This is a genomic window from Sediminicola sp. YIK13, assembly GCF_001430825.1.
Lineage (GTDB): Bacteria > Bacteroidota > Bacteroidia > Flavobacteriales > Flavobacteriaceae > Sediminicola.
Genome location: NZ_CP010535.1, coordinates 92685 through 115932, shown reverse-complemented (window position 1 = coordinate 115932; position 23248 = coordinate 92685). Strand labels below are relative to the sequence as shown.

General features: G+C 41.7%; 19 protein-coding genes. 11 read left to right on the top strand and 8 right to left on the bottom strand.

Translation table 11 applies throughout. The features are described 5' to 3' along the window. The first annotated feature begins 63 nt into the window (after positions 1–63). Positions 64–705: an O-methyltransferase gene (locus tag SB49_RS00540; RefSeq protein ID WP_062052861.1), complete on the top strand. Its 642-nt coding sequence runs from the start codon at positions 64–66 to the stop codon at positions 703–705. Here SB49_RS00540 and SB49_RS00535 read toward each other — a convergent pair. The 6 genes from SB49_RS00535 to SB49_RS00510 all read right to left on the bottom strand — a co-directional run bounded on the left by SB49_RS00535 (position 668) and on the right by SB49_RS00510 (position 6186). Beyond that, positions 668–1243, bottom strand: coding sequence for a phosphatase PAP2 family protein (locus SB49_RS00535; protein ID WP_062052859.1), 576 nt, complete (start codon positions 1241–1243; stop codon positions 668–670). The genes SB49_RS00540 and SB49_RS00535 overlap by 38 nt on opposite strands. 8 nt (positions 1244–1251) lie before the next feature. Next, a complete protein-coding gene (locus tag SB49_RS00530) occupies positions 1252–1533 on the bottom strand; it encodes a Sec-independent protein translocase subunit TatA/TatB (protein ID WP_062052857.1) in 282 nt (93 codons plus the stop codon). Positions 1534–1716: 183 nt separating this feature from the next. Then, positions 1717–4026: a M1 family metallopeptidase gene (locus tag SB49_RS00525; RefSeq protein WP_062052855.1), complete on the bottom strand. Its 2310-nt coding sequence runs from the start codon at positions 4024–4026 to the stop codon at positions 1717–1719. Positions 4027–4085: 59 nt separating this feature from the next. Next, on the bottom strand, positions 4086–4598 hold the full coding sequence (locus SB49_RS00520) for a DUF6702 family protein (RefSeq protein ID WP_062052853.1): 513 nt from the start codon (positions 4596–4598) through the stop codon (positions 4086–4088). 66 nt (positions 4599–4664) lie between these two features. Then, the gene (locus SB49_RS00515) at positions 4665–5408 is read right to left on the bottom strand and encodes a carboxypeptidase-like regulatory domain-containing protein (protein WP_062052851.1); all 744 of its coding nucleotides are present in this window, start codon (positions 5406–5408) and stop codon (positions 4665–4667) included. A gap of 25 nt (positions 5409–5433) precedes the next feature. Further along, positions 5434–6186: a carboxypeptidase-like regulatory domain-containing protein gene (locus SB49_RS00510; protein ID WP_062052849.1), complete on the bottom strand. Its 753-nt coding sequence runs from the start codon at positions 6184–6186 to the stop codon at positions 5434–5436. 194 nt (positions 6187–6380) lie between these two features. On the opposite strand from SB49_RS00510, the gene pepE reads away from it, so the two are divergent. From pepE to SB49_RS00465, 10 genes are all read left to right on the top strand, one after another. Continuing rightward, positions 6381–7073 (top strand): dipeptidase PepE, encoded by a 693-nt coding sequence (gene pepE, locus SB49_RS00505; protein ID WP_062052848.1) that lies wholly within the window; start codon positions 6381–6383, stop codon positions 7071–7073. Between the two features lie 128 nt (positions 7074–7201). Continuing rightward, complete coding sequence (locus tag SB49_RS00500) at positions 7202–10105, top strand: beta strand repeat-containing protein (protein ID WP_062052846.1); 2904 nt, start codon at positions 7202–7204, stop codon at positions 10103–10105. 3 nt (positions 10106–10108) lie between these two features. Continuing rightward, on the top strand, positions 10109–11257 hold the full coding sequence (locus tag SB49_RS00495; protein WP_062052844.1) for a gliding motility-associated C-terminal domain-containing protein: 1149 nt from the start codon (positions 10109–10111) through the stop codon (positions 11255–11257). 145 nt (positions 11258–11402) lie between these two features. Continuing rightward, positions 11403–15308: a hypothetical protein gene (locus SB49_RS16250; protein WP_062052842.1), complete on the top strand. Its 3906-nt coding sequence runs from the start codon at positions 11403–11405 to the stop codon at positions 15306–15308. A gap of 19 nt (positions 15309–15327) precedes the next feature. After that, complete coding sequence (locus tag SB49_RS00485; RefSeq protein ID WP_082591043.1) at positions 15328–16494, top strand: gliding motility-associated C-terminal domain-containing protein; 1167 nt, start codon at positions 15328–15330, stop codon at positions 16492–16494. A gap of 240 nt (positions 16495–16734) precedes the next feature. Continuing rightward, positions 16735–17469, top strand: a complete 735-nt coding sequence (locus SB49_RS00480) for a M15 family metallopeptidase (protein ID WP_062058695.1) — start codon at positions 16735–16737, stop codon at positions 17467–17469. Positions 17470–17782: 313 nt separating this feature from the next. Then, complete coding sequence (locus SB49_RS16260) at positions 17783–17950, top strand: DUF6747 family protein (RefSeq protein ID WP_335337882.1); 168 nt, start codon at positions 17783–17785, stop codon at positions 17948–17950. A 599-nt stretch (positions 17951–18549) separates the two neighbouring features. Further along, positions 18550–20067, top strand: coding sequence for a 2,3-bisphosphoglycerate-independent phosphoglycerate mutase (gpmI, locus tag SB49_RS00475; protein ID WP_062052840.1), 1518 nt, complete (start codon positions 18550–18552; stop codon positions 20065–20067). 144 nt (positions 20068–20211) lie between these two features. Continuing rightward, positions 20212–21030 (top strand): type I methionyl aminopeptidase, encoded by an 819-nt coding sequence (map, locus tag SB49_RS00470; RefSeq protein ID WP_062052838.1) that lies wholly within the window; start codon positions 20212–20214, stop codon positions 21028–21030. A gap of 33 nt (positions 21031–21063) precedes the next feature. Further along, complete coding sequence (locus tag SB49_RS00465) at positions 21064–21849, top strand: class I SAM-dependent methyltransferase (protein ID WP_062052836.1); 786 nt, start codon at positions 21064–21066, stop codon at positions 21847–21849. Here the strand turns inward: SB49_RS00465 and SB49_RS00460 are convergent. Continuing rightward, complete coding sequence (locus SB49_RS00460) at positions 21827–22828, bottom strand: FAD:protein FMN transferase (RefSeq protein WP_062052834.1); 1002 nt, start codon at positions 22826–22828, stop codon at positions 21827–21829. The genes SB49_RS00465 and SB49_RS00460 overlap by 23 nt on opposite strands. Then, on the bottom strand, positions 22828–23187 hold the full coding sequence (locus SB49_RS00455; RefSeq protein ID WP_062052833.1) for a hypothetical protein: 360 nt from the start codon (positions 23185–23187) through the stop codon (positions 22828–22830). Before SB49_RS00455 ends, SB49_RS00460 begins: the two co-directional genes overlap by 1 nt. Between the last annotated feature and the right edge of the window lie 61 nt (positions 23188–23248).

The following is a 23248-nucleotide window of genomic DNA, read 5'->3' as shown; positions in this document are numbered from 1 at the left end:
TAATGAATAATAGGTGCTGTCCAAAAATAGCATAATATTCCATAGTTTTGCAAAAACGTATCCATGCATTTCTTATCTCCATTACTGGAAAATTATATCGCGGACCATTCCGAATCAGAGCCTTTGGTATTGCAGGAACTTACTAGGGAGACCCATCTAAAAGTTATACAGCCCAGAATGATCACAGGTCATTTCCAAGGAAGGGTATTGAGTATGCTCTCCAAAATTATTGCCCCCAAGAACATTCTTGAAATAGGTACATATACAGGATATTCTGCCATATGTCTTGCCGAAGGCCTACAAAAAGAGGGAAGGTTGCACACCATTGATGTGAACGAGGAATTAGGGGGCATTCAACGCAAGTATTTTGACAAAAGCGGCTATGGTTCACAGATTGTGCAGCATGTTGGCGATGCCTTGGATGTAATCCCAACCTTGGATGTAGTTTTTGACCTCGTGTTCATCGATGCAGGGAAAACAAGTTACGATGCCTATTTTGAAAGTGCACTTTCAAAAACGAGACCTGGAAGCATTATTCTTTCGGACAATGTACTTTGGTCAGGGAAGGTCATAGAACCTTTGCAACCCAATGACAAAGCCACCAAGGTATTGTTGGATTACAATAAAAAATTAAAGGATGACCCAAGGGTAGAAACAGTTTTACTGCCTATAAGGGACGGGTTGACGCTAAGTAGGGTATTATAAATCTTTGATGTAATTTATAAAACAAAAGGGCCGAAAAAGTTCCTACCATGGCACCCACCAAAATATCCACGGGATAATGGACCCCCACATAAATTCTACTGAAAGTGAACAATAAAGGCCAAAGGTAAAATACCCAGACCCATTTATATTTTGGTCTTAGAAAAAGAAAGACCAAGGTGGTTATAGAAAAGGAACTGGAGGCGTGACCGGAGAAAAAACTATATCCTGTAGGACTCCGTAATATTCTAATGACGGTATTGATCTCCTCGTTATTATTGGGCCTTAACCTTGCCACAAATTCTTTGGTCAAATCTGTGATCCCCAAAATGAAACCTACTAACACAAGAACGGTAAGGGTCATGAAAAATGCTTCCTTTTTTGGATACCTCACCCATATTAAGATAAAAAACAGAACAAATAAGGGGGTCCACGAACTGATATTGGTAACTATAGACCAGAATACATCATAGTCTTCTATGCCTAAACTGTTTAGATAGATGAAGATATTTCGGTCCCATTCCGCAATTTTTTCAAGCATGCGCTAACTTACTTTCTCTTGATTACCCCAGTAACATCCTCCACACTATCCTTTACCTTATCAATCTCTTTCTTGATATCCTTGGTAAAGCTTGTGTCGATGCCCTGTTTATCGGCAGTTTTATAAATTTCTTGTTTAATATCTTCGGTGGCGTCCTTCAGTTGGCGCATTCCCTTGCCCAGACCTCTAGCGATATCCGGAATTTTATCAGCACCAAATACCATTACCACAATGAACATGATAAAAAATATCTCGGCACCGCTTATGAATAATAATACATTTGCATACATACCACAAATATAATGAGAAGTTTGGCAGCTGAATAAAAAAGGCTCCCAATTTTATTTAAAAATTAATTTTACCCAACCACGTTAAAAGACATCTACTGCCATACCGCAATCCCTAAATTTCTGGCAAAAAAAAAGCCCCAACTGCTTAATAAGCAATTGGGGCCTTGAATATTTTACCTAGACTTATTCTCCTTTTATATTTTCTTTGAATTGATCAAAGTCGGACTTCTCATCTTTTTTAGGCCATGAGTTATTGGTTGTATCTATATCAGCAGTCTCTGCTTTAGGATCTACCATAATACCTACCAATTCTTTTTGGGTAGCCATTACTCGTTTTACCTCTTTGTCACTTTTTCTCCAAATTTCTGGAGGGTAAGTGATGTTTTCCTTGGAACCATCAGCATAGGTATATTCCACGATCAACGGCATTGGCAATCCTCCCGGTTTGTCAAAAGTGATCTCATAGAAATACTTTGGCTCTTTAACAGCGGCTCTTTCCACAGCTGTCATGTTATCCATCATATATTCATTTAAGGTCTTGGAATTTTCTGAAGGTGCTTTTCCTTTTAGATCGGCATTGAAATCCTCACTGTCCTCTTCGGCCAAATACACCAATGGGGGCAAATCGGCTTCCGTAACATTTCTCGCGGCCATATACTCCTGCATCCTCTTGGTAGGCTTATTGGAGACAAAGTATTTTTTAACTTCTTTTACTCCTATGTCCACATAATCCGTAGAATAGAACCATCCTCTCCAGAACCAATCCAAATCTACCGCTGAAGCATCCTCCATAGTGCGGAAGAAATCTTCAGGAGTTGGGTGTTTAAACATCCAACGGTGGGAATATGTTTTAAAAGCGTGATCGAACAACTCCCTGCCCATTACAGTTTCCCTAAGGATATTTAGAGCAGTAGCAGGTTTTCCGTAGGCATTATTCCCCAATTGGTATACATTTTCCGGATTCTCCATAATAGGCGAAATAGTACTTTGATCTCCGCTCATGTAAGGTACAATTTTGGCTGGGTCACCCCTTCTTGAAGGGTATTTATCATTGGGTGCAATTACCTCTGGAAAGGCTTCACCAAATTCTTGTTCAGCCACATATTGCATAAAGGTATCCAAACCTTCATCCATCCATCCCCATTGACGCTCATCGGAATTTACAATCATTGGGAAAAAGTTATGGCCTACCTCATGGATGATTACACTGATCATTCCATATTTTACACGGTCAGAAATATTTCCATTTTCATCCGGTCTTCCATAGTTCCAGCAAATCATAGGATACTCCATCCCCTGATTTTTGGCGTGTACAGAAATTGCCTTGTGATAAGGGTAATCGAAAGTGTGGGCAGAATAAGATTTTAAAGTATGCGCAACGGCTTTTGTTGATAGGTCTTCCCAAAGCGGGTTCCCTTCTTTTGGGTACATAGAAACCGCCATAACGTCCCTGGCACCAAATTTAACGGCCTGCATATCCCAAATAAATTTACGGGAAGTGGCAAAGGCAAAATCCCTTACATTTTGGGCTTTTAATTTCCACGTCTTGGTCTTATCTGAAAAGCCTTTTTCTGCAGCCTCTGCTTCCGCCTGGGTCACAATCAATACTGGCTTATCGTATGATTTTTTTGCTTTTTCAAAACGGTCCATCATCGTTTTCGTGAAGACCTCTTTTCTATTTTGAAGCTCTCCTGTACCATCTAGAATGTGGTCTGCAGGTACAGTAATGTTTACCTCATAATCCCCGAAGGTCAAGGCAAACTCGCCACTGCCCCAGAACTGATGGTTTTGCCATCCCTCTACATCGCTGTAAACTGCCATTCTAGGAAAAAATTGGGCAATAACATAGGCTCTATTCCCATCTTCCGGGAAATATTCGTATCCAGATCGTGCTCTATTTACAGTGTGGTCAGGGATATTGTACCACCATTTGATAGAGAACGAAATTTGTGACTTACTTTTCAATGACTGCGGTAAATCTACACGCATCATGGTCTGGTTGATGGTATAGGGCAGATTTTTACCAGAGGCGTCCTTTACATACTCTATATTGAAGCCACCATCAAAATTTTCGGTCAAGTACTTTTGCACAAAACCAGAAGTAGGCTCGGCCAAAGGCACGCCATCTCCATCCTTTAAAAGTGATTTGGAATCCTTAGTCCTAACATTTTGATCTAATTGAATCCATAAATATTCTAAATCGTCCGGGGAATTGTTGATATAGGTAATGGTTTCCGTACCGTAGATTTTGGTGTTTTTATCATCCAACAGAATATCCATCTTATAATTGGCCTGTTGTTGGTAATAATCAGGTCCGGGGGCTCCGGATGCTGACCTATAGGTGTTGGGAGTGGCAAACTCTTGGTACATCTGCCTAAATTTACTTTGGGCCGTATGCCCTTGTTCCCGTTCTACCTTCACTTCTTCCTGTGCAGACACTATAGCTGCAAACAAAAATAAAAGTGAAGCAAAACAATACTTTAGTTTATTCATTTCTTAAAAATTTTTAGTCGCGGGAAATTACCTCTTTTTTAAGAAATCGATTGAATAAGTTATAATTTTAACATTCCTTTATTACTATCCTTCATCAGCACAAAGCTCTTCTTCTTGCCATTAATTTTAAAATGCAATACATTTTGCTGTTCTTCGAACATATCTGTAAGGACTTCATTTTGGAGTTCTATACTCTTTATTTTGGATAGTTTAATCTTTGGCACTTCCAGGTAACAGACCATCACATCATTGTCATATTTCTTCCCCAAAAATTTATAATCTACCTGTTTCCCGTCTATCCTGATCAGGAGTTTGGACCTGAGGTATTTTTCGATGTAGGTATCTGCTGTTTCCGATTCAAGTGGCGTTGCCAAATTTGGATATACCCCATAGCGTTCTTCCAATACATCCTCAAAATCATCAATGAAGACCCTTGAGGTAATTTGAACGGCTTCATCCTTTTCAGAATATTGCACATTGGTAACACTCAAATAGAATTTATGGGCCGTGGAAAATGCCAATAATGGCAATAGCAACAGCAATAATCCTTTTTTTAAACCTTTTATCTTCATTTCCAATTTCTTTAACTAAAGCAATTTATGTGCCAAAGCTCTTTTACTGACACCATCAACCTTCTACTATTCCAGCCCGTTATTTTCCCTGTAAACGATGCTTTTCTTTTTAAAAAAACTCCAAATTTTCAACCTATCATGAGTGTCTACAAGACTACTAAATGATTCATCCGCCTCACAGTAATACATAAAATCATCTATTTTGGCAATTGGAATTTTTAAATCCTGAACATAGAGAGAATCTGAATAAAAAGCACGCACCCGTTCTGTTCTGGCATATTTTTCTTCAATTTCCAATCTTTTTTTGAGCATTTTTGTCCGCCCGGATATCCCGTTTAAAATAGGGTTCAAGGGTAATATTCCTCCCCCTGTGGTGGCCTCATTCAATATTCTTTGGGTCTGGGTCATTGGTTTCACATAGGCATTGGGCAGGCCTATGGTAGATGCCGTTACTACGGGTTCTGTTTCCAGGGTTTCCAGATCCTTTGAAATATCACCGGACAGGTTGTAGGGCCTTACCACCACTTCATCCAATTCTGTTAAAGCATCTTCCATGGTTATAAAAAGGCTTTTGCTCTGTAATATGGATTGGGTGACCACCAATTCCTTCTTTTTAAACTGTACGGCAGAAAAGACCAAGGTATCGTTAAGGCTTACCCCTATTTTAAAAAAGCCATCCACGCTGGTAATAGTGGCCCTGTTGGTGGTCGTATTCATGACATGGGTAGCTGCCACATCTCCACTTTCGTTTAAAACACGCCCTTCCAATTCCTTGGAAAAAAAAGTTTGTGCTTCCGCTGAAACGCCCATCAAAATAATACTGATTAAAACGATCTTAATTTTCAGTGCCTTTTTCTTTTAGATACAATTTACTGTAGGTCACCAAAAAGTCGATCAACTGAAACTCATTGTCCTTTTTTAGGAGGGACTGGGTAGGAATCTTATCGTCACAATAGACCAAAAAATTATCAATTTGATCTTGGGGCACATTCAGGTCTTCCACGAAAAAACGGTCATCATACACCTGTCTCATCACATCGCTCAATTTTAGAACCGGTCTTTCCTCAACCTCCTCTTTATTGTCGGATTTGGTCAATGCCTTAAATATATTTATAAAATTAAGTCCGTATTTCATCCCCCGTTCTTGTTGGGATAGCGCTATATTCTCTACCTCGGTGGAACGGTCAATTTCGTAATCGTACTGTTTTTGGATCCTTTCATTTTGTAACTGCAAGAATTTTTCTTGGTTTTCCGGGCTCACCACAACCTCGTCCAGTTCTGTCACCTTCTCGTTCACCTCTACCACCAACCTATTATTATCTATCATTTCTTGGGTCACCTTCATTTGTAATATCTGGTAATTCACAGCGGTAAACACCAGCTCGTCCCCAGCCTTCACCCTAATACCAAATTCCCCATTATCATTGGTGATGGTAGCGAATTCTGAGGTCGTATTGATCACATTCTCATTGGCAACATTGCTGTTTCTGTACAATACTTTTCCCCTTAGGAGGGTTCGGGTATCATCCTGAGCATTTGATATCCCTAAACCAAATAATAAGAAAGCAAGAATAAGTAGATTTTTCATAGTACGTTTTTAGTGGCAAATATCTAGCTTTTGGATTTGATACCAATATTCTCCGCCTTACTTAAAGTTACGAAAAAAAAAGAATGGTAAACGCTTATATTTCCATGGTTAAAGAAAAAGTAAGTTGTGGTCAAAAAAAAATATATCCCCATTAAACTTTTGTTAATTTGTAGTATTGATGTCAATTCAAAACCATGAAAAAGTTATTGTTAGCGAGCACCTCTACCCTATTTGGGGAAACTTATTTATCCTATCTTACCAAAGACTTGGAATTATTCTTCAAGGATGTGCATACCATCACCTTTGTGCCTTTTGCAAGGCCGGGCAGTATCTCCCATGATGCATATACGGCAGTAGTTATAAAAGCTTTTGGCAAACTCAACAAAAAAGTGGTGGGACTGCACACTTATGCAGATCCAAAGGAAGGACTGGATAAGGCCGAAGCTATTTTTACGGGCGGTGGAAACACCTTCTTATTGGTAAAGCAGATTCATGAACAGGGATTGATGGAAGTGATTAAGGAAAAAGTGGAGGATGGTATACCATATATGGGTTCCAGTGCGGGTAGTAATATAGCCGGACCAACCATGCAGACCACCAATGACATGCCCATTGTTTATCCACCTAGTTTTGAAACCTTGGGCTTGGTCAATTTTAATCTAAATCCACATTATTTGGATCCCAATCCGACTGGACGCCACAATGGGGAAACTCGGGAAACGCGGATCAAAGAATTCCACCAATTCAATACCACTCCAGTAGTTGGCCTTAGGGAAGGCAACTTTATTTGGGTGGAAAATGGTAAGACTTTATTAAAGGGCAAGGGAACTGTACGCATTTTTGAAGCGGGAAAAACCCCTTATGAGTCCGAAAAAATACCATTTTGATGTCATTCATCCATGAAGTTTTCCGTTAAACCGTAAGTATGGGTATTTTGGCTCCATTTTTTAGGTAGGTGTACTTATAGTCTTATTTTTGTGTGCTCCTATTTTTTTAGGATAAAACCCTCTAACTAATGAAATTAAAAGTTGTCTTTCTCTTCATTGGCCTTGTTTTGGGATCTTTTTCACATGCCCAAATTAAAATAGGCACCAACCCCCAAAATATAAATGCTGCCTCCGTTTTGGAATTGGAGAGCACCTCGAGGGCCTTGGTCCTTACCAGGGTAAACAACACACAGATGGACGCCATAAATCCCTTGCAGGGGGCACTGGTATATAATACGGAAACCAAATGTGTTCATTATTATGATGGGAGCCAGTGGTTGAATATCTGTGACGCCCTGACCAATTCAGCGAACATTAGCATGGTGGACAATGGGGATGGGTCCTACACCTTTACAGATGCTGTAGGAGTAGAGACCATAATTACAACAACTACCAACAGTAGGTTTGAAGTAGCCAATGACAGTTTGGTCTTGACCGACAGCAATAACAACGCCCTAAGCGTGGCCTTGGATTCTTTGAACAGGCACACCTATAGTACGGATGCCATTGTCAACCTCCTCCCCATTAATGACAGCACCATTGTGATCAGAAGGACGGGCAACAATTTCAATTTTGAAGTAGGAGAAATTACTGGATCTAATATTCAGGACAGAAGCATTAGGAATGTTGATATAGGTCCAACTGCCATAAATGGGGATTTCCATATCCAAAATAGATCTACCCCTGCTCTAAAATTAATTCCTGGCACTACGGGACAATTATTACAAACACAGACGGTCACGGGACAACCTACGGTGGTCTGGGTAAATAAGGCAGGACTATTTAGTGCTGTAGAGGTAAGTTATAACCCGGTTGATTCTGGATTAACTGCTAATACCGTAAAACTGGCACTAGATGAATTGGCCGTTACTAGTACTGATAATCAAGATCTTACTGGTTTACCTTTAAGCACCGCAAACGAACTGATAATAGATATTGAAAATGGAACTTCGGCTACTGTTGATTTGTCGTCTTTGGAAGAATCTGCCGACATAGCTGCTGTCCAAGCAGATGTAGACCAGAACGAGGCAGATGCCGATGCAGCAATAGCACAAAAGGAAGACTCCGCCAACAAATCAGATGATGGAACCTTAGCTGATAATTCTGCTGTTGACTTTCCAACCGAACAAGCTGTAAAAACATATGTTGACAACGCCATTACAGGTTCCAACACCTTGGCCGATGCTTTTATCTTTGTAGGGGATGCCGCCAATACCGCACAGGCTGTACCTGTTTCTGGGGATGCCACTATGGACAACACAGGGGTGCTGACCATTGCCAACGATGCCGTGACAACTACCAAAATAGCCGACGCCAACGTAACGGATGCTAAACTGGACAAGGCCAATATCTCATTGAGTGGATTTGCCATACCTACGGCCGACTTATCTATTGGAACTTTCAAACTAACTAATGTCGTTGATCCTTTGGCTGCACAGGATGCAGCAACTAAAAACTATGTGGACAATGCAGTCTCAGGATCCAACTCCTTAGCAAACGCCAACATCTTCGTGGGGAATGCGGCTGGCACAGCACAGGCCGCAACTGTTTCTGGGGATGCCACTATCGATAACACAGGAGCTTTGACCATTGCCAACGATGCCGTGACAACTACCAAAATAGCCGACGCTAACGTAACGGAGGCTAAACTGGACAAGGCCAATATCTCATTGAGTGGATTTGCCATACCTACGGCCGACTTATCTATTGGAACTTTCAAACTAACTAATGTCGTTGATCCTTTGGCTGCACAGGATGCAGCAACTAAAAACTATGTGGACAATGCAGTCTCAGGATCCAACTCCTTAGCAAACGCCAACATCTTCGTGGGGAATGCGGCTGGCACAGCGCAGGCCGCACCTGTTTCTGGGGATGCCACTATCGATAATACAGGAGCTTTGACCATTGCCAACGATGCAGTGACAACTACCAAAATAGCCGATGCCAACGTAACGGATGCTAAACTGGACAAGGCCAATATCTCATTGAGTGGATTTGCCGTACCAATTGCTGACCTATCCATTGGTTCATTTAAACTGACCAATGTTTCCAACCCGTTACTGGCAACAGATGCTGCAAATAAGAGTTATGTTGACAACGCCATTACAGGCTCCAACGCACTGGCAAACGCCAACATCTTCGTGGGGAATGCGGCTGGCACAGCACAGGCCGCAACTGTTTCTGGGGATGCCACTATCGATAACACAGGAGCTTTGACCATTGCCAACGATGCCGTGACAACTACAAAAATAGCCGACGCCAACGTAACGGATGCTAAACTGGACAAGGCCAATATCTCATTGAGTGGATTTGCCGTACCAATTGCTGACCTATCCATTGGTTCATTTAAACTGACCGATGTTTCCAACCCGTTACTGGCAACAGATGCTGCAAATAAGAGTTATGTTGACAACGCCATTACAGGCTCCAACGCACTGGCAAACGCCAACATCTTCGTGGGGAATGCGGCTGGCACAGCACAGGCCACGCCTGTTTCTGGGGATGCAACTATCGACAACGCAGGAGCTTTGACCATTGCCAACGATGCCGTGACAACTACAAAAATAGCCAATGCAAATGTAACCCCTCAAAAAATAGAACCAAGCGCAACCAATGGCCAAGTATTAAAAACGGTAAGTGGAGCAACTATTTGGGCTAATCAATTCCATGCCATTGGTAAAATGAATGCAGAAATAATAGCAAATGGGATTAACATTTCCTCAGTAGCCCCTTTAGGAACTGGAAACTATCAAGTTGATTTTTCAACGGCAGCAAATTCATCAGATTATGTGATTCAATTAACACTTGGAACGGGGCTAGGAAGGGAGATAAGAGTTACAACGCAGACGGATAATAATTTTACAATACAAATAACAAATTCATCTGGCAACCCTGTCGACTCAGCCTGGTTTTTCACAGTAACCGATTTCTAATCTATGAAAAAAATATTTTTCATATCACTCCTATTCCTAAGCCTGGCTACCCAAGCCCAAACCGCATTGTATAATAGTGGGAATATTCGGATCCATGAAGGAGGAGAATTAGGATTTCATACCAACCTCATCAATGATGCCTCTTTTGACCAAAATGTTGGGTTGGCAGGGTTTTACGGTACTTCGCCCATCAGCGTTTCCGGGGCCTTTATGCCCATATTTTACGACATAGAATTCTTTAACGACAATGGGGTATTTCTCAATACTTCCATGGCACTGACCAATGACGCCAACTTTGTGAGCGGGGATGTCGTCACTCCACGAAACTTAGAGGATATCTACCTCAATTTCATTCAAAGTGGGGATTATTTTAGTGTTTCGGACGTTACTAAAATAGATGGATATGCCGCCATTACAGATAAACAGTTTTTTAGTTTTCCGGTGGGCAATGCCAACCAAGTAAGGCCCTTGATACTCAATTCGAATGCCGTGAATACTTTGGCTAAATGTGCGTATTTTATGGAGGACCCCAATAATCCCAGTACCTTTGCCACCAGTTTCAATACTACTCGAAAAACCAGGGATGTAGATGTGGTAAGCACCATTGAATTTTGGCATTTAACGGGAAGTGTTCCCTCTACCATCACCATCAGTTGGAACCAGGATAGCAATATTTCCGACCTTACCGATGCAGCCTATAAAATGGGTATTGCAGGGTGGTCTAAAGTAGGAAACCAATGGGTAGATTTGGGCAGTGTGGCTCAAGGCGGTGATCTTACCAACGGCTTTGTTTCCTCCAATGAATTTGTCCCAGATGACTATGCCGCAATCACCTTTGCCAGTTTGGCAATTGCAACTGAGGTGGTAAATTTGGACAACTACTACCTCACCCCCAATAATGACGGACTCAATGATGCCCTTGTTATCCCAGAATTGGAACAATCGCCCAACAATCATATACAGATTTTCGACCGCTTTGGTCTAAAAGTGTTCGATAAGGTTAATTACACCAATGAATTTAGGGGTTTTCCCAACGTTGGCAACGTAGTGGTAGGTGAGAAAAATGGGCTACCAGCAGGGGTCTACTTCTACCTGGCAACCTTGAATGATTTGGGAACAGAATATCAAGGATTTTTGTACTTGCGTCGTTAAACATTTACATTTTTTTAGTCGATAAAGGGTAAATTTCTCGGCTCAAATTTACACACCTTACTTTTCACCACAGGATACTTCCATTACACAACATTTACTCAGGAATCCATTAGGCTTGCCTTAATTTTATGTGCAATACGCTCGCATGCCCAAATTAGAACACCCTATGGATTTTAAAAAAATATTTTTCCTTCTCTTCATTCTAGGAATTCACTTTGCTTCTGCCCAGGTTAAAATTGGAGCGAATCCCAATAGCATTGATGCGGCTTCCATTTTGGAAATGGAGAGTACCACCAAAGCCTTTGTACTTACGAGGGTAACTACCCCTCAAATGCAGAATATAGCTCCACTTAGAGGGGCATTGGTTTATAATACGGACATGGAATGTGTGTATTACTACGATGGAAAAAAATGGAGCAATCTGTGTTCTTCTTCAGGAAAATCGGATGCTGTGGGCATCATTTCCACGGTAGACAACCAGAATGGCACATTTACTTTCAATTATTCAGATGGCACAAAATTCACCACCTCCAACTTAACGGGACCAAAGGGTGAGACTGGTGCCCAAGGACCAAAAGGAGACCAAGGAGCTGTTGGGGAAAAGGGAGAAACGGGCAATAAAGGTGCAACTGGAGACAAAGGTCCAACCGGAAATCAAGGAATTAAAGGTGAAACCGGTGACAAGGGTCCAGATGGAAACAAAGGAGTTGACGGTGACAAAGGAGCCTCAGGCGACCAAGGATTAAAAGGTGAGACCGGAGATAAAGGTCCTGAAGGAGATAAAGGAATAACTGGTGATCAGGGAATCCAAGGTCTAGATGGAAATAAAGGAGTTGACGGTGACAAAGGCGCGACAGGCGATCAAGGATTAAAAGGTGAGACCGGAGATAAAGGAGCAACAGGTGACAAAGGATTAAAAGGTGAAACCGGAGATAAAGGGTTAAAAGGTGAGACTGGGGATAAAGGTCCAACCGGAGATCAGGGAACAAACGGAGACAAAGGTCCTGAAGGAGATAAAGGATTAACTGGTGATCAGGGAATCCAAGGTGTTCAGGGTGACAAAGGATTAACTGGAGATCAGGGAGCAACCGGAGATAAAGGTGCGACAGGCGACCAAGGGTTAAAAGGTGAAACTGGTGATAAAGGTGCTACTGGAGATCAAGGAGCAACCGGAGACAAAGGACCGCAGGGAGACCAAGGAATTGAAGGTGACAAAGGACCGAAAGGAGAGCAGGGAATACAAGGTGTTCAGGGTGATAAAGGATTAACCGGTGACCAGGGTCCTGATGGCAACAAAGGAGTTGACGGTGACAAAGGTTTAACTGGCGATAAGGGTCCTCAGGGTGACAAAGGAATTGACGGTGACAAAGGTGCAACTGGAGATCAGGGAGCAACCGGAGATAAAGGTGCGACAGGCGACCAAGGGTTAAAAGGTGAAACTGGGGATAAAGGTGCTACTGGAGATCAAGGAGCAACCGGAGACAAAGGACCGCAGGGAGACCAAGGAATTGAAGGTGACAAAGGTGCAACTGGAGATCAGGGAATCCAAGGTGTTCAGGGTGACAAAGGATTAAACGGTGACCAGGGTCCTGATGGGAACAAAGGAAATGATGGGGATAAAGGACTTACCGGAGATAAAGGAGCAACAGGTGACAAAGGTGCGACAGGCGACCAAGGGTTAAAAGGTGAAACTGGTGATAAAGGTCCAACCGGAAATCAGGGAGCAAACGGAGACAAAGGTCCTGAAGGAGATAAAGGATTAACTGGCGATAAGGGTCCTCAGGGTGACAAAGGAATTGACGGTGACAAAGGTGCGACAGGCGACCAAGGGTCAAAAGGTGAAACTGGAGACAAAGGTTTAAAGGGTGACCAAGGAATTAAAGGTGAGAACGGAGACAAAGGATTAACTGGTGATCAGGGAATCCAAGGTGTTCAGGGTGACAAAGGATTAACTGGAGATAAAGGTGCTACTGGAGATCAGGGAGCAACCGGAGATAAAGGTGCGACAGGCGACCAAGGGTTAAAAGGTGAAACTGGTGATAAAGGTCCACAAGGTGACCAAGGATTAAAAGGTGAAACCGGAGATAAAGGGTTAAAAGGTGAAACTGGAGATAAAGGTGCTACTGGAGATCAGGGAGCAACCGGAGACAAAGGACCTCAGGGAGACCAAGGAATTGATGGTGATAAAGGTTTAACTGGCGATAAGGGTCCTCAGGGTGACAAAGGAATTGACGGTGACAAAGGTGCGACAGGCGACCAAGGGTCAAAAGGTGAAACTGGAGACAAAGGTTTAAAGGGTGACCAAGGAATTAAAGGTGAGAACGGAGACAAAGGATTAACTGGTGATCAGGGAATCCAAGGTGTTCAGGGTGACAAAGGATTAACTGGAGATAAAGGTGCTACTGGAGATCAGGGAGCAACCGGAGATAAAGGTGCGACAGGCGACCAAGGATTAAAAGGTGAAACTGGTGATAAAGGTGCTACTGGAGATCAGGGATCAACCGGAGACAAAGGACCGCAGGGAGACCAAGGAATTCAAGGTCCAGATGGAAACAAAGGAGTTGACGGTGATAAAGGAGCAACCGGAGACCAAGGACCGCAGGGAGACCAAGGAATCCAAGGTTCAGATGGAAATAAAGGAGTTGACGGTGATAAAGGAGCAACCGGAGATAAAGGTGAGACAGGCGATCAAGGAGTAAAAGGTCTTGATGGTGAAAAAGGAGTTGAAGGTGATAAGGGTGCGACAGGCGACCAAGGGTTAAAAGGTGAAACTGGAGACAAAGGAGCAACTGGTGATCAAGGATTAAAAGGTCTTGATGGTGACAAAGGAGCAACCGGAGATAAAGGTGCGACAGGCGACCAAGGAATTAAAGGTGAGACCGGAGACAAAGGTGCGTCAGGCGACCAAGGGTTAAAAGGTGAAACTGGTGATAAAGGTCCACAAGGTGACCAAGGATTAAAAGGTGAAACCGGAGATAAAGGGTTAAAAGGTGAGACTGGGGATAAAGGTCCAACCGGAGATCAGGGAATCCAAGGTGTTCAGGGTGACAAAGGATTAACTGGAGATAAAGGTGCTACTGGAGATCAGGGAGCAACCGGGGACAAAGGACCGCAGGGAGACCAAGGAATTCAAGGTCCAGATGGAAACAAAGGAGTTGACGGTGACAAAGGAGCCACGGGCAATCAAGGTCCTGATGGTAACCCGGGAAACGCTGGAATCAATTGTTGGGATACCAATGGCAACCGCATAAATGACCCAAGTGAAGATACAAATGGCGATGGTAGCTTTAATTCTTTAGATTGTAAAGGACCAAAAGGGGATCAGGGTACACAAGGAATACCTGGAACTAATGGCACCAATGGTGCTAAGGGTGACACTGGAGCTCAAGGACTTCAAGGGCTAAAAGGCGATACTGGTGCAACCGGAGCAGCTGGTCCCAAAGGAGATAAGGGAGATACTGGTGCAACCGGAGCAACAGGACCTCAAGGTCCGGCAGGCCCACAAGGTCCAGACAAGGTTACCAACCTTAGCCAGAGTGTAACAAGCGGGGTAATCTCCTATGTCAACGAAAGCAGTACCACCCAAACGGCAAGAGTTGTTTCCGCCAATACCAATAACGCCATTAAGGTAGGTACTGACGGGGGAGCGTATTTAAATATCTATGAAAAAATAGTTATTTGGGCGGAGATGGATGGTACTGTCGATTTAAAAAACGATGAGAAATGGTCCTTTGGAGCTGGAAGTAGTGGTCAAATAGGGATAACTCTACCCGAAGCATGGGAACTTTATGCCGTAAGTCTAAACGCAGAGGAAAACACCAATCTGTCAGCAGTGGAAATAGCGGTAAAAAATGCCAATACAGGTAACATTCTGTATTCTTTTACAGCCACCTCTGGGGGAAAAACCAATAATATGGCCTACTCTTCTGTGTTACCATTGCCCGTTGCTATTCCTGCCGGTGCTACATTAGGTTTCAAAACTATTCAAGAAGGAGACAAAAAAGTTAAAAATGCCAGAGTTGCCATCTTTTTAAGACGTAGACCCCAATAAAACAGTGTTATCATAGAATATGAAGATTCTTAAATACATCTTGGTTTGTACTATAACCTTATCCAGCACCTTTGGTATCGGACAGGACGCTGTGCACAATTATGGCAACATCCAAGTCCATGGCGATGCCATGGTCGGTTTCCATATGGATGTGATCAATGATGGCACCTTCGACCAAAATAAAGGTCTGGTTGGTTTTTATAATGAAATCCGACCCATCACGGTTTCAGGAGCCTTTCCCCCTATTTTTTACGACACAGAAATTGCGGTGGACAATGGGCTCTATATAGAAACCCCTATGGCAGTTACCAATAATAGTAATTTTATTTCTGGAGATCTTTTTACACCTAGAGACCAAACCGATGTGTATTTGAAGTATTTGGAAGATGCCTTTTACACAGGAGAAAGCAGCTCATCCAAAATAGATGGGTATAGTACCATTGAAAAAAAGCGATCCTTTACTTTTCCCATCGGGGACGACAATAGATTGCGACCCTTGACCATTACCTCTACATCTGTGAATACCTTGGCCAAGTGTGCCTACTTTTATGAAGATCCCAATTCCCCTTCAACCTTTAGCGAGAGCTATAATACGGATATCATGGGCAACGGAATTCTCAGTGTCAGCTATGAAGAATTTTGGAGATTGGAAGGCTCGGTGCCCTCCAAAGTGACCCTTACCTGGGACGAACGTAGTAATGTGGGACTATTAGGGGAAATGTTGCGCGACCTGAAAGTAGTTGGATGGAGCAAAGAGGAACAACAATGGGTAAATTTGGGAAATTCCAATGTCCGTGGAGAAATGATTCGTGGTGAAATTACATCCAATAATTTTGTGCCGAACGACTATGAGATCTTGACCATTGGAGGGAATACAGATATTTATGAGACGTATAACGTTCGAGAATTGGACAATTACTATCTGACTCCAAATGGGGATGGAAAAAATGACTATTTAGTGATTGAAGGCATGGAAGCTTCCCCAAGCAACACCTTGGAGATATTTGATAGAAATGGCATATTGGTGTACTATAAAGCCAACTACACCAATGAGTTCAATGGGATTGCCAATACCAAAAGAGTCATTAAACTTAACAACGGTCTGCCCACTGGTATTTACTTTTACTTGGCAACACTAAACGACAAGCAGCAAAAACATCAGGGGTACCTCTATATCAACAATTAAAAAGTCCATTCCCACTCTACCTATTTTTCTTCCAATCCAATAGCACCTAAATCCCGCAATTTGTTATCTCCGTATTTCAAATGGTAGTGAATAGTTTCAAAATACTTCTTAACTTTGAGTCAAACGGTGTGCATTCAAATTTTTGGCACTTCTTTACTGGAGCAAATAATATTTGGCAACCTTTTTGATATAAACCACATAGAAACCAGAAGGTTCCGTACGTATAATTATACCCATAATATGCAAAGAAGATCATTTATTAAAAAAAGTAGTGCTTCAGGTTTGGCCATGGCCGTCATGCCCACCCTTATGATTTCACAGGATGTAGAGTATTCTATCTTTGAACTTATGGGCAAAAAAGAAATTCCACTTTATGGGAAAGGCATCAACCTAAGAAAAGAGGCACATGATGCTTTCTTGGAAATGAAAAAAGCTGCTTATAGCGAAGGTGTGGACATCAAAGTGGTTTCCAGCTACCGCAGTTTTGACAGGCAAACAGCAATTTGGGAACGTAAATTCCTTCAATATACGGAAGAAGATGGCCTAAAGCCCATGAACGCCATTGATAAGATAATTGAATACTCTACTATCCCAGGAACCAGTAGACATCACTGGGGAACGGATATTGATATTGTTGATGGGCGGCCCAAGGTAGAAGGGGATGTTCTTGTCCCTGAAAAATTTGGAGCCGGCGGTCCGTACGAAAATTTCAAAGCCTGGATGGATGCCAATGCCAACAAATTTGGCTTTTACCTGGTGTATACGGACAACCCAAAAAGAAAAGGCTTTAAATATGAGCCTTGGCACTATAGCTATGCCCCTATTTCCATTCCCATGTTAGAGACTTTTAGGCGAAAAAATATCATGCAATTATTGCAAAGGGAAGATTTTTTAGGAGCAGAACATTTTACCTCAGGTTTTGTGCGCACCTATATTTTGGATAATATTTTGGACATCAATCCAGAGCTATTGTAAAAATATTCAATTAGGATTCTTCATTTCCAATTCAAACGCCAACCTACAGTTAATGTGAAGGGTGAATTGGAAGTTAACGACCTTGGCGTTATGTTTATGATCCAGACTGGCTATAATCCTATGAAAATGATCAAGGTAATGGAAATATGAAAAGCGGCCATTGCCATACACCAGGATAAGAATTAGTGTTAATTCCTGTAAATAATAGCTCGTTATAATTCCATTTTATTATATTTGAGCCCCACTCAAATCTTTTTGACCCCTCAGATTTAACCCTTATAGCTTTGATTTATAATCATTTAAACGAGACTATATGGGAACACTATTACATTTTAAAAGTATTTACTTAGAAGCATTCGAGAATTGTAAACCAGAGTTTGTAGTAATTCTCTTAAAGGTTTATTCAGTCTTTTGTGTAATCATGCTTTTCATGGCACTATACGCATTTACATATAGAGCCTTTACAGGATTTAATTTTTAAGAAAACTATAGTTTAGTTGCCCTTTTACTTGAACACTATATGGCGCAGATAAACTAAAACAAACAACCCCATGGAAAGCTTTTCCATGGGGTTGTTTCGCATATTATTGTCACTTTTAAAACCTTGATTTTTGCTGCAAACTATCACCTTAGGCAAGCAGCAAATTAATAGAAGGTGTCAGATCAAAGAATATTGAAATAAATTTATCATAAACTTAATCTGCATACAAAAGCCACTTTCCCCCCAGATACATGGCCCAGTAAAATTAAAATGACACCTTCTTATCAATTACTATATAATTGGTAATTATTTGTCTTTAAACATACTAATGTAGGTAGGTATCTATTTCGAAACCGGAACCCTATTGGAGTTCTATTTTGAAATTAGGTAAGAATTAATGGGCTACTTATATAGACTCGGTAAAGCTAAAATTGTTTCATCAATTTCCATTATATAACATAATTTTAACAGTTTAGCCCCCAAAAGGTTGCAACTACAACAAGCACTGCCAGGAATGTGAAATTTTTGAAAAAGCTCCCCTATTGCTAGTTATCCATTTGAAATCAGCTTATTTTTGAATAAGAATAAATCATAAACCAATGGAAAAAAAAGTAATCTTAATGATTTTAGATGGTTGGGGGAAATCTCCAGACCCTAAAATCTCCGCTATAGAAAATGCAAACACCCCTTTCATTGACTCCTTATATGAAAATTACCCAAATGCCAATCTCCTTACGGATGGTATGAATGTGGGCCTTCCAGAAGGTCAAATGGGAAACAGTGAGGTTGGGCATATGAACCTGGGAGCTGGAAGAATAGTTTACCAAGATCTGGCGAAAATCAATCTCGCCGTAAAGGAAAATACATTAAAGGATGAAAAGGTATTAAAGGATGCCTTTTTACATGCGAAGGAACACAACAAACCCGTACATTTCCTTGGACTTATGAGCGACGGAGGGGTCCATTCCCACATTACCCATTTAAAGGGACTTATACAGGCCGGCGAAGATCTGGGTGTCAACAATATGTTTGTACATGCCTTTACGGATGGTAGGGATGTAGACCCGAAAAGTGGAAAAGGATTTTTAGAGGACTTATATCGGTTTTGTGAGGGGAAGCACGCTAAAATAGCTTCCGTCATTGGCAGGTATTACGCCATGGATCGAGACAAGCGTTGGGAAAGGGTTAAAATGGCCTATGACCTTTTGGTGCATAACGTAGGTAAAAAATCAGCTAATATCCTTAGCGATATGCAGGATAGCTATTATGACGGCATCACGGATGAATTCATTAAACCAATAGTGGCCACCAATGCAGATGGCACGCCAATAGCAAAAATAAATGACGGGGACGTGGTCATCTTCTTTAACTTCAGAACGGACCGTGGCAGGGAACTTACCCAAATGTTGACCCAAGAGGATTTCCATGAGCAGAACACCCATAAGTTAAACCTGTATTATGTCACCATGACCAATTATGATGATTCCTTTGAAGGGATGAAAGTGGTCTATGACAAGGACAATTTAGAGCAGACGTTGGGAGAGACATTGTCCAAAGCCCAAAAGAAACAGATACGAATCGCAGAAACAGAGAAATACCCGCATGTTACCTTCTTCTTTAATGGAGGTAGGGAAGTGCCTTTTGATGGAGAACAGCGTCTTCTCTGTCCGTCACCAAAAGTGGCTACTTACGATCTACAGCCAGAAATGAGCGCCTTTGACATCAGGGATGCCATTATCCGGGAACTGCAAAAAGGAGAGGTAGATTTTGTATGCCTTAATTTTGCCAACCCAGATATGGTTGGTCATACGGGAGATATGAATGCTGCGATCAAGGCATGCGAAGTGGTGGACTCATGTGCCAAATCCGTAATTACAGCCGGACTTGAGAATGGGTATACCACTATAGTTATAGCAGACCACGGAAATTGTGAAACCATGATCAATCCCGATGGCAGTCCAAATACGGCGCATACCACAAATCCCGTTCCTTTGATTTTGGTGGACAAGGATATAAAAACTATAAAAGATGGTGTATTAGGTGACATAGCACCTACCATTTTAAAATTAATGGGCGTTCCACAACCCGCTTTAATGACTCAAAAACCTTTGGTTTAAGATCCATAAGAACAATAAATGCCTAGACCTCCATTTATGGGGGTCTTTTTTTTGCGTTGGCCTAAATAGCTTTACTGCACCCAATTACCCACTTTTAAGGTCCAATAACACAAATTATAAAGTAAAGTTTTACCTTTGCATCCTATGATAAAGATTAAAACAGCAGAAGAAATAGAATTAATGCGCGAAAGTGCATTGATCGTTTCCAAAACGTTAGGGGTATTGGCAGGTGAAGTTAAACCTGGTGTTACCACATTACATTTAGATAAAATTGCCGAAGAATGCATTAGGGACCACGGAGCAATTCCTGGATTCCTAGGTTTATACGATTTTCCAAACACACTCTGCATGAGTCCAAATGCCCAGGTGGTCCATGGGATTCCAAACGATACGCCTTTGCAAGAGGGTGATATCATTTCCATTGATTGCGGGGCTTTAAAAAATGATTTTTACGGTGACCATGCCTATACTTTTGAAGTTGGAGAGGTTTCTCCTGAGATCAAAAAATTATTAGAGGTTACCAAAGAATCCCTTTATGTGGGTATCCGGGAATTTAAATTAGGCAACCGTGTAGGCGATGTAGGTTATGCCATTCAGAAATTCACAGAAGACCACGGTTACGGTGTTGTGCGTGAACTGGTAGGTCACGGCCTTGGTCGTAAAATGCACGAAGATCCAGAAATGCCCAACTATGGTAAAAGAGGAAGGGGCAAAAAATTTGTGAACGGGATGGTGGTTGCCATAGAACCAATGACCAATATGGGAACCCACAAAATAAAACAACTAAAGGATGGTTGGACCATTCTTACCGGTGACGGCCTTCCCAGTGCACACTTTGAGCACGACGTTGCCCTAATCAATGGAAAACCAGAATTATTGTCCACCTTCAAGTACGTTAATGAGGCCTTAGGTATCATTACCAATGAAGAGGATGAGTTTAGGCAGAAAAAACTTCAATTGTAATTCTTAGTTATCAAGCCTGGGAGTTACAAGCCGATGAAAAATATCTTTAAATATATTCTGAACACCGTTCCCAGACCTCTTTTGATTCAATTGAGCTATTTGGCAAGGCCTTTATTGGCCCTTACCTTAAAGGGAAATAGGTACCAAGACCCAATTGACGGTAAGAGTTTTAGAAAATTTCTTCCTTACGGATATGAGAATCCCAGGGAAAATGTGCTCTCCCCTTCCACCCTATCTTTGGAAAGGCACCGGTTGTTGTGGCTGTATTTAAAAAATGAGACCAACTTCTTTACAGGTCGCCACAAAGTCCTTCATTTTGCACCAGAACAGGCATTCTACATGCGTTTTCGACAATTGGTTAACTTGGACTATACAACAACAGATCTAAATTCGCCCTTGGCAGACATTAAGGCGGATATTTGCAACCTTCCCTTTACGGACAATTCTTTTGATATTATTCTTTGCAATCACGTTCTTGAGCATATTCCCGATGACACAAAGGCCATGGAGGAATTGTTTCGGATATTAAAACCTGGAGGGTGGGGCATTTTTCAAATACCACAAGATTTAAATAGAGAAACCACTTTTGAGGATAACTCCATTACCGACAAACAGGAGCGCGCCAAAATATTTGGACAGTATGACCATGTGCGTATATATGGCAAGGATTTTTTTGCCAAGCTACGGCAAATAGGATTTGAGGTGGAGGAAGTTGATTACACATCAACCTTAGAACCAGATGCTGTGGATACCTACAGATTGGCTCAAGGGGAAATTATACCCTTGGTGCGCAAAACTATTCCAAAAGCAAAGCTTTAAATCCCTCGGTCACATAACTTTGGGTCTCACCCTGATTGTCCAGAAAGATAATATACGCCTCTAAATTAGGATCCTTTTCCAGTACGAGTTTGGAAGCTTCAAGATCCATTGCCATAAGGCCAGTAGCATAACCATCAGCCTTGGCACATGAATTTTCAATAACACTTGCTGCCAAGATATTGGAATTTTTGGTATACCCGGTTTTAGGGTCTATGGTGTGTACATATTTGTTTCCCGTGATGGAATCTATCCTAAATTTTCTGTAATTACCCGAAGAAGCCAATGCGGTATTTTTTAAATTGATCAGGATTTTTGGTTGGTCATCCCCTGCCGGATTATCAATTCCGACCACCCATTCTTTTTCCTTTACTTTATTAATTCCCTGCGCGACAATCTCTCCCCCAACCTCGACCAAGTAATCGGTGATGCCTTCATTTTCCAACATTAGGGCCAATCTATCTATGGCATAGCCCTTTGCTATGGCATTAAAATCAAAATAGATGTTTGCATCAGCCTTATTGATGCGATTATTGGCGGTAATGCCCACTTTATCGAAACCTACATATTGTAGTATGCTGTCCACTTTTAGCGAATCGAGCTGCATTTGCTTGCCAGGACCAAAACCCCAAGCATTTACCAAGGAGCCCACCGTGGGATCAAAATAACCATTGGTCCTATCATAAATTTCTTTTGAGAGCTCAAATACGTCCCTGAACATATGATCTACCACCACGGTAGTATCCCCCATGTTGATTTTGGAGATGTCCGAAGTTGGCATGTAGGTGGACATGGATTTATTGATGACCTCAAAAACAGAATCGATCTCCCTTTGAAAATCAATTTTCTCCTTACTGATATAGGTAATATGGTAGGATGTCCCCAAAGCAGAACCGCTGTTGAAATTTTTCACCCATTCAGATTTTGGGGCACAACTACTTATTAAAAGTAAAACCGCTAGTATTGAAAGTAAGTTTTTCATTATTCTATTGCTATTAAACCATCATAATCCACGATATAATCTTCATTTAAAAAAACGGGAAGTTTGTATTCCTTTGCATTGACCAAACCTACTCCTGCGTAGAATACTTGGGCATTGGATTTTTCCGCATGCGCCTTTATTTTTCCCAACAATACAGCATCGTACTCTTTTGGATCTTCCGGATATGGAATACTGCGAACTACCACAAAGGAAAGTTGTTTTTCCTTGGTACAGACAAATTGGGGGTTTTTTCCCATCTTACTGTTGATGGCCACAAACTCGAAACCGTTTTCCTCTAGGTGCTTTCCTACAATATTCATGGCCAGATTATGCAATTCCTGTCTCGTCAGCTCTTTCATAATTCTTTAGGTATAAAAAAACCGATATCGGAAATATCGGTTTTTAAAAATTTTTATCATT

Coding starts and splice junctions, on each gene's coding strand:
- SB49_RS16250 (WP_062052842.1), top strand. CDS start 11,403: ATGCCCAAATTAGAACACCCTATGGATTTTAAAAAAATATTTTTCCTT.
- SB49_RS00460 (WP_062052834.1), bottom strand. CDS start 22,828: ATGAAAAACTTACTTTCAATACTAGCGGTTTTACTTTTAATAAGTAGT.
- SB49_RS00485 (WP_082591043.1), top strand. CDS start 15,328: ATGAAGATTCTTAAATACATCTTGGTTTGTACTATAACCTTATCCAGC.
- SB49_RS00455 (WP_062052833.1), bottom strand. CDS start 23,187: ATGAAAGAGCTGACGAGACAGGAATTGCATAATCTGGCCATGAATATT.
- map (WP_062052838.1), top strand. CDS start 20,212: ATGATAAAGATTAAAACAGCAGAAGAAATAGAATTAATGCGCGAAAGT.
- SB49_RS00465 (WP_062052836.1), top strand. CDS start 21,064: ATGAAAAATATCTTTAAATATATTCTGAACACCGTTCCCAGACCTCTT.
- pepE (WP_062052848.1), top strand. CDS start 6,381: ATGAAAAAGTTATTGTTAGCGAGCACCTCTACCCTATTTGGGGAAACT.
- SB49_RS00515 (WP_062052851.1), bottom strand. CDS start 5,408: ATGGGCGTTTCAGCGGAAGCACAAACTTTTTTTTCCAAGGAATTGGAA.
- SB49_RS00510 (WP_062052849.1), bottom strand. CDS start 6,186: ATGAAAAATCTACTTATTCTTGCTTTCTTATTATTTGGTTTAGGGATA.
- SB49_RS00520 (WP_062052853.1), bottom strand. CDS start 4,598: ATGAAGATAAAAGGTTTAAAAAAAGGATTATTGCTGTTGCTATTGCCA.
- SB49_RS00530 (WP_062052857.1), bottom strand. CDS start 1,533: ATGTATGCAAATGTATTATTATTCATAAGCGGTGCCGAGATATTTTTT.
- SB49_RS00480 (WP_062058695.1), top strand. CDS start 16,735: ATGCAAAGAAGATCATTTATTAAAAAAAGTAGTGCTTCAGGTTTGGCC.
- SB49_RS16260 (WP_335337882.1), top strand. CDS start 17,783: ATGGGAACACTATTACATTTTAAAAGTATTTACTTAGAAGCATTCGAG.
- SB49_RS00535 (WP_062052859.1), bottom strand. CDS start 1,243: ATGCTTGAAAAAATTGCGGAATGGGACCGAAATATCTTCATCTATCTA.
- SB49_RS00525 (WP_062052855.1), bottom strand. CDS start 4,026: ATGAATAAACTAAAGTATTGTTTTGCTTCACTTTTATTTTTGTTTGCA.
- gpmI (WP_062052840.1), top strand. CDS start 18,550: ATGGAAAAAAAAGTAATCTTAATGATTTTAGATGGTTGGGGGAAATCT.
- SB49_RS00540 (WP_062052861.1), top strand. CDS start 64: ATGCATTTCTTATCTCCATTACTGGAAAATTATATCGCGGACCATTCC.
- SB49_RS00500 (WP_062052846.1), top strand. CDS start 7,202: ATGAAATTAAAAGTTGTCTTTCTCTTCATTGGCCTTGTTTTGGGATCT.
- SB49_RS00495 (WP_062052844.1), top strand. CDS start 10,109: ATGAAAAAAATATTTTTCATATCACTCCTATTCCTAAGCCTGGCTACC.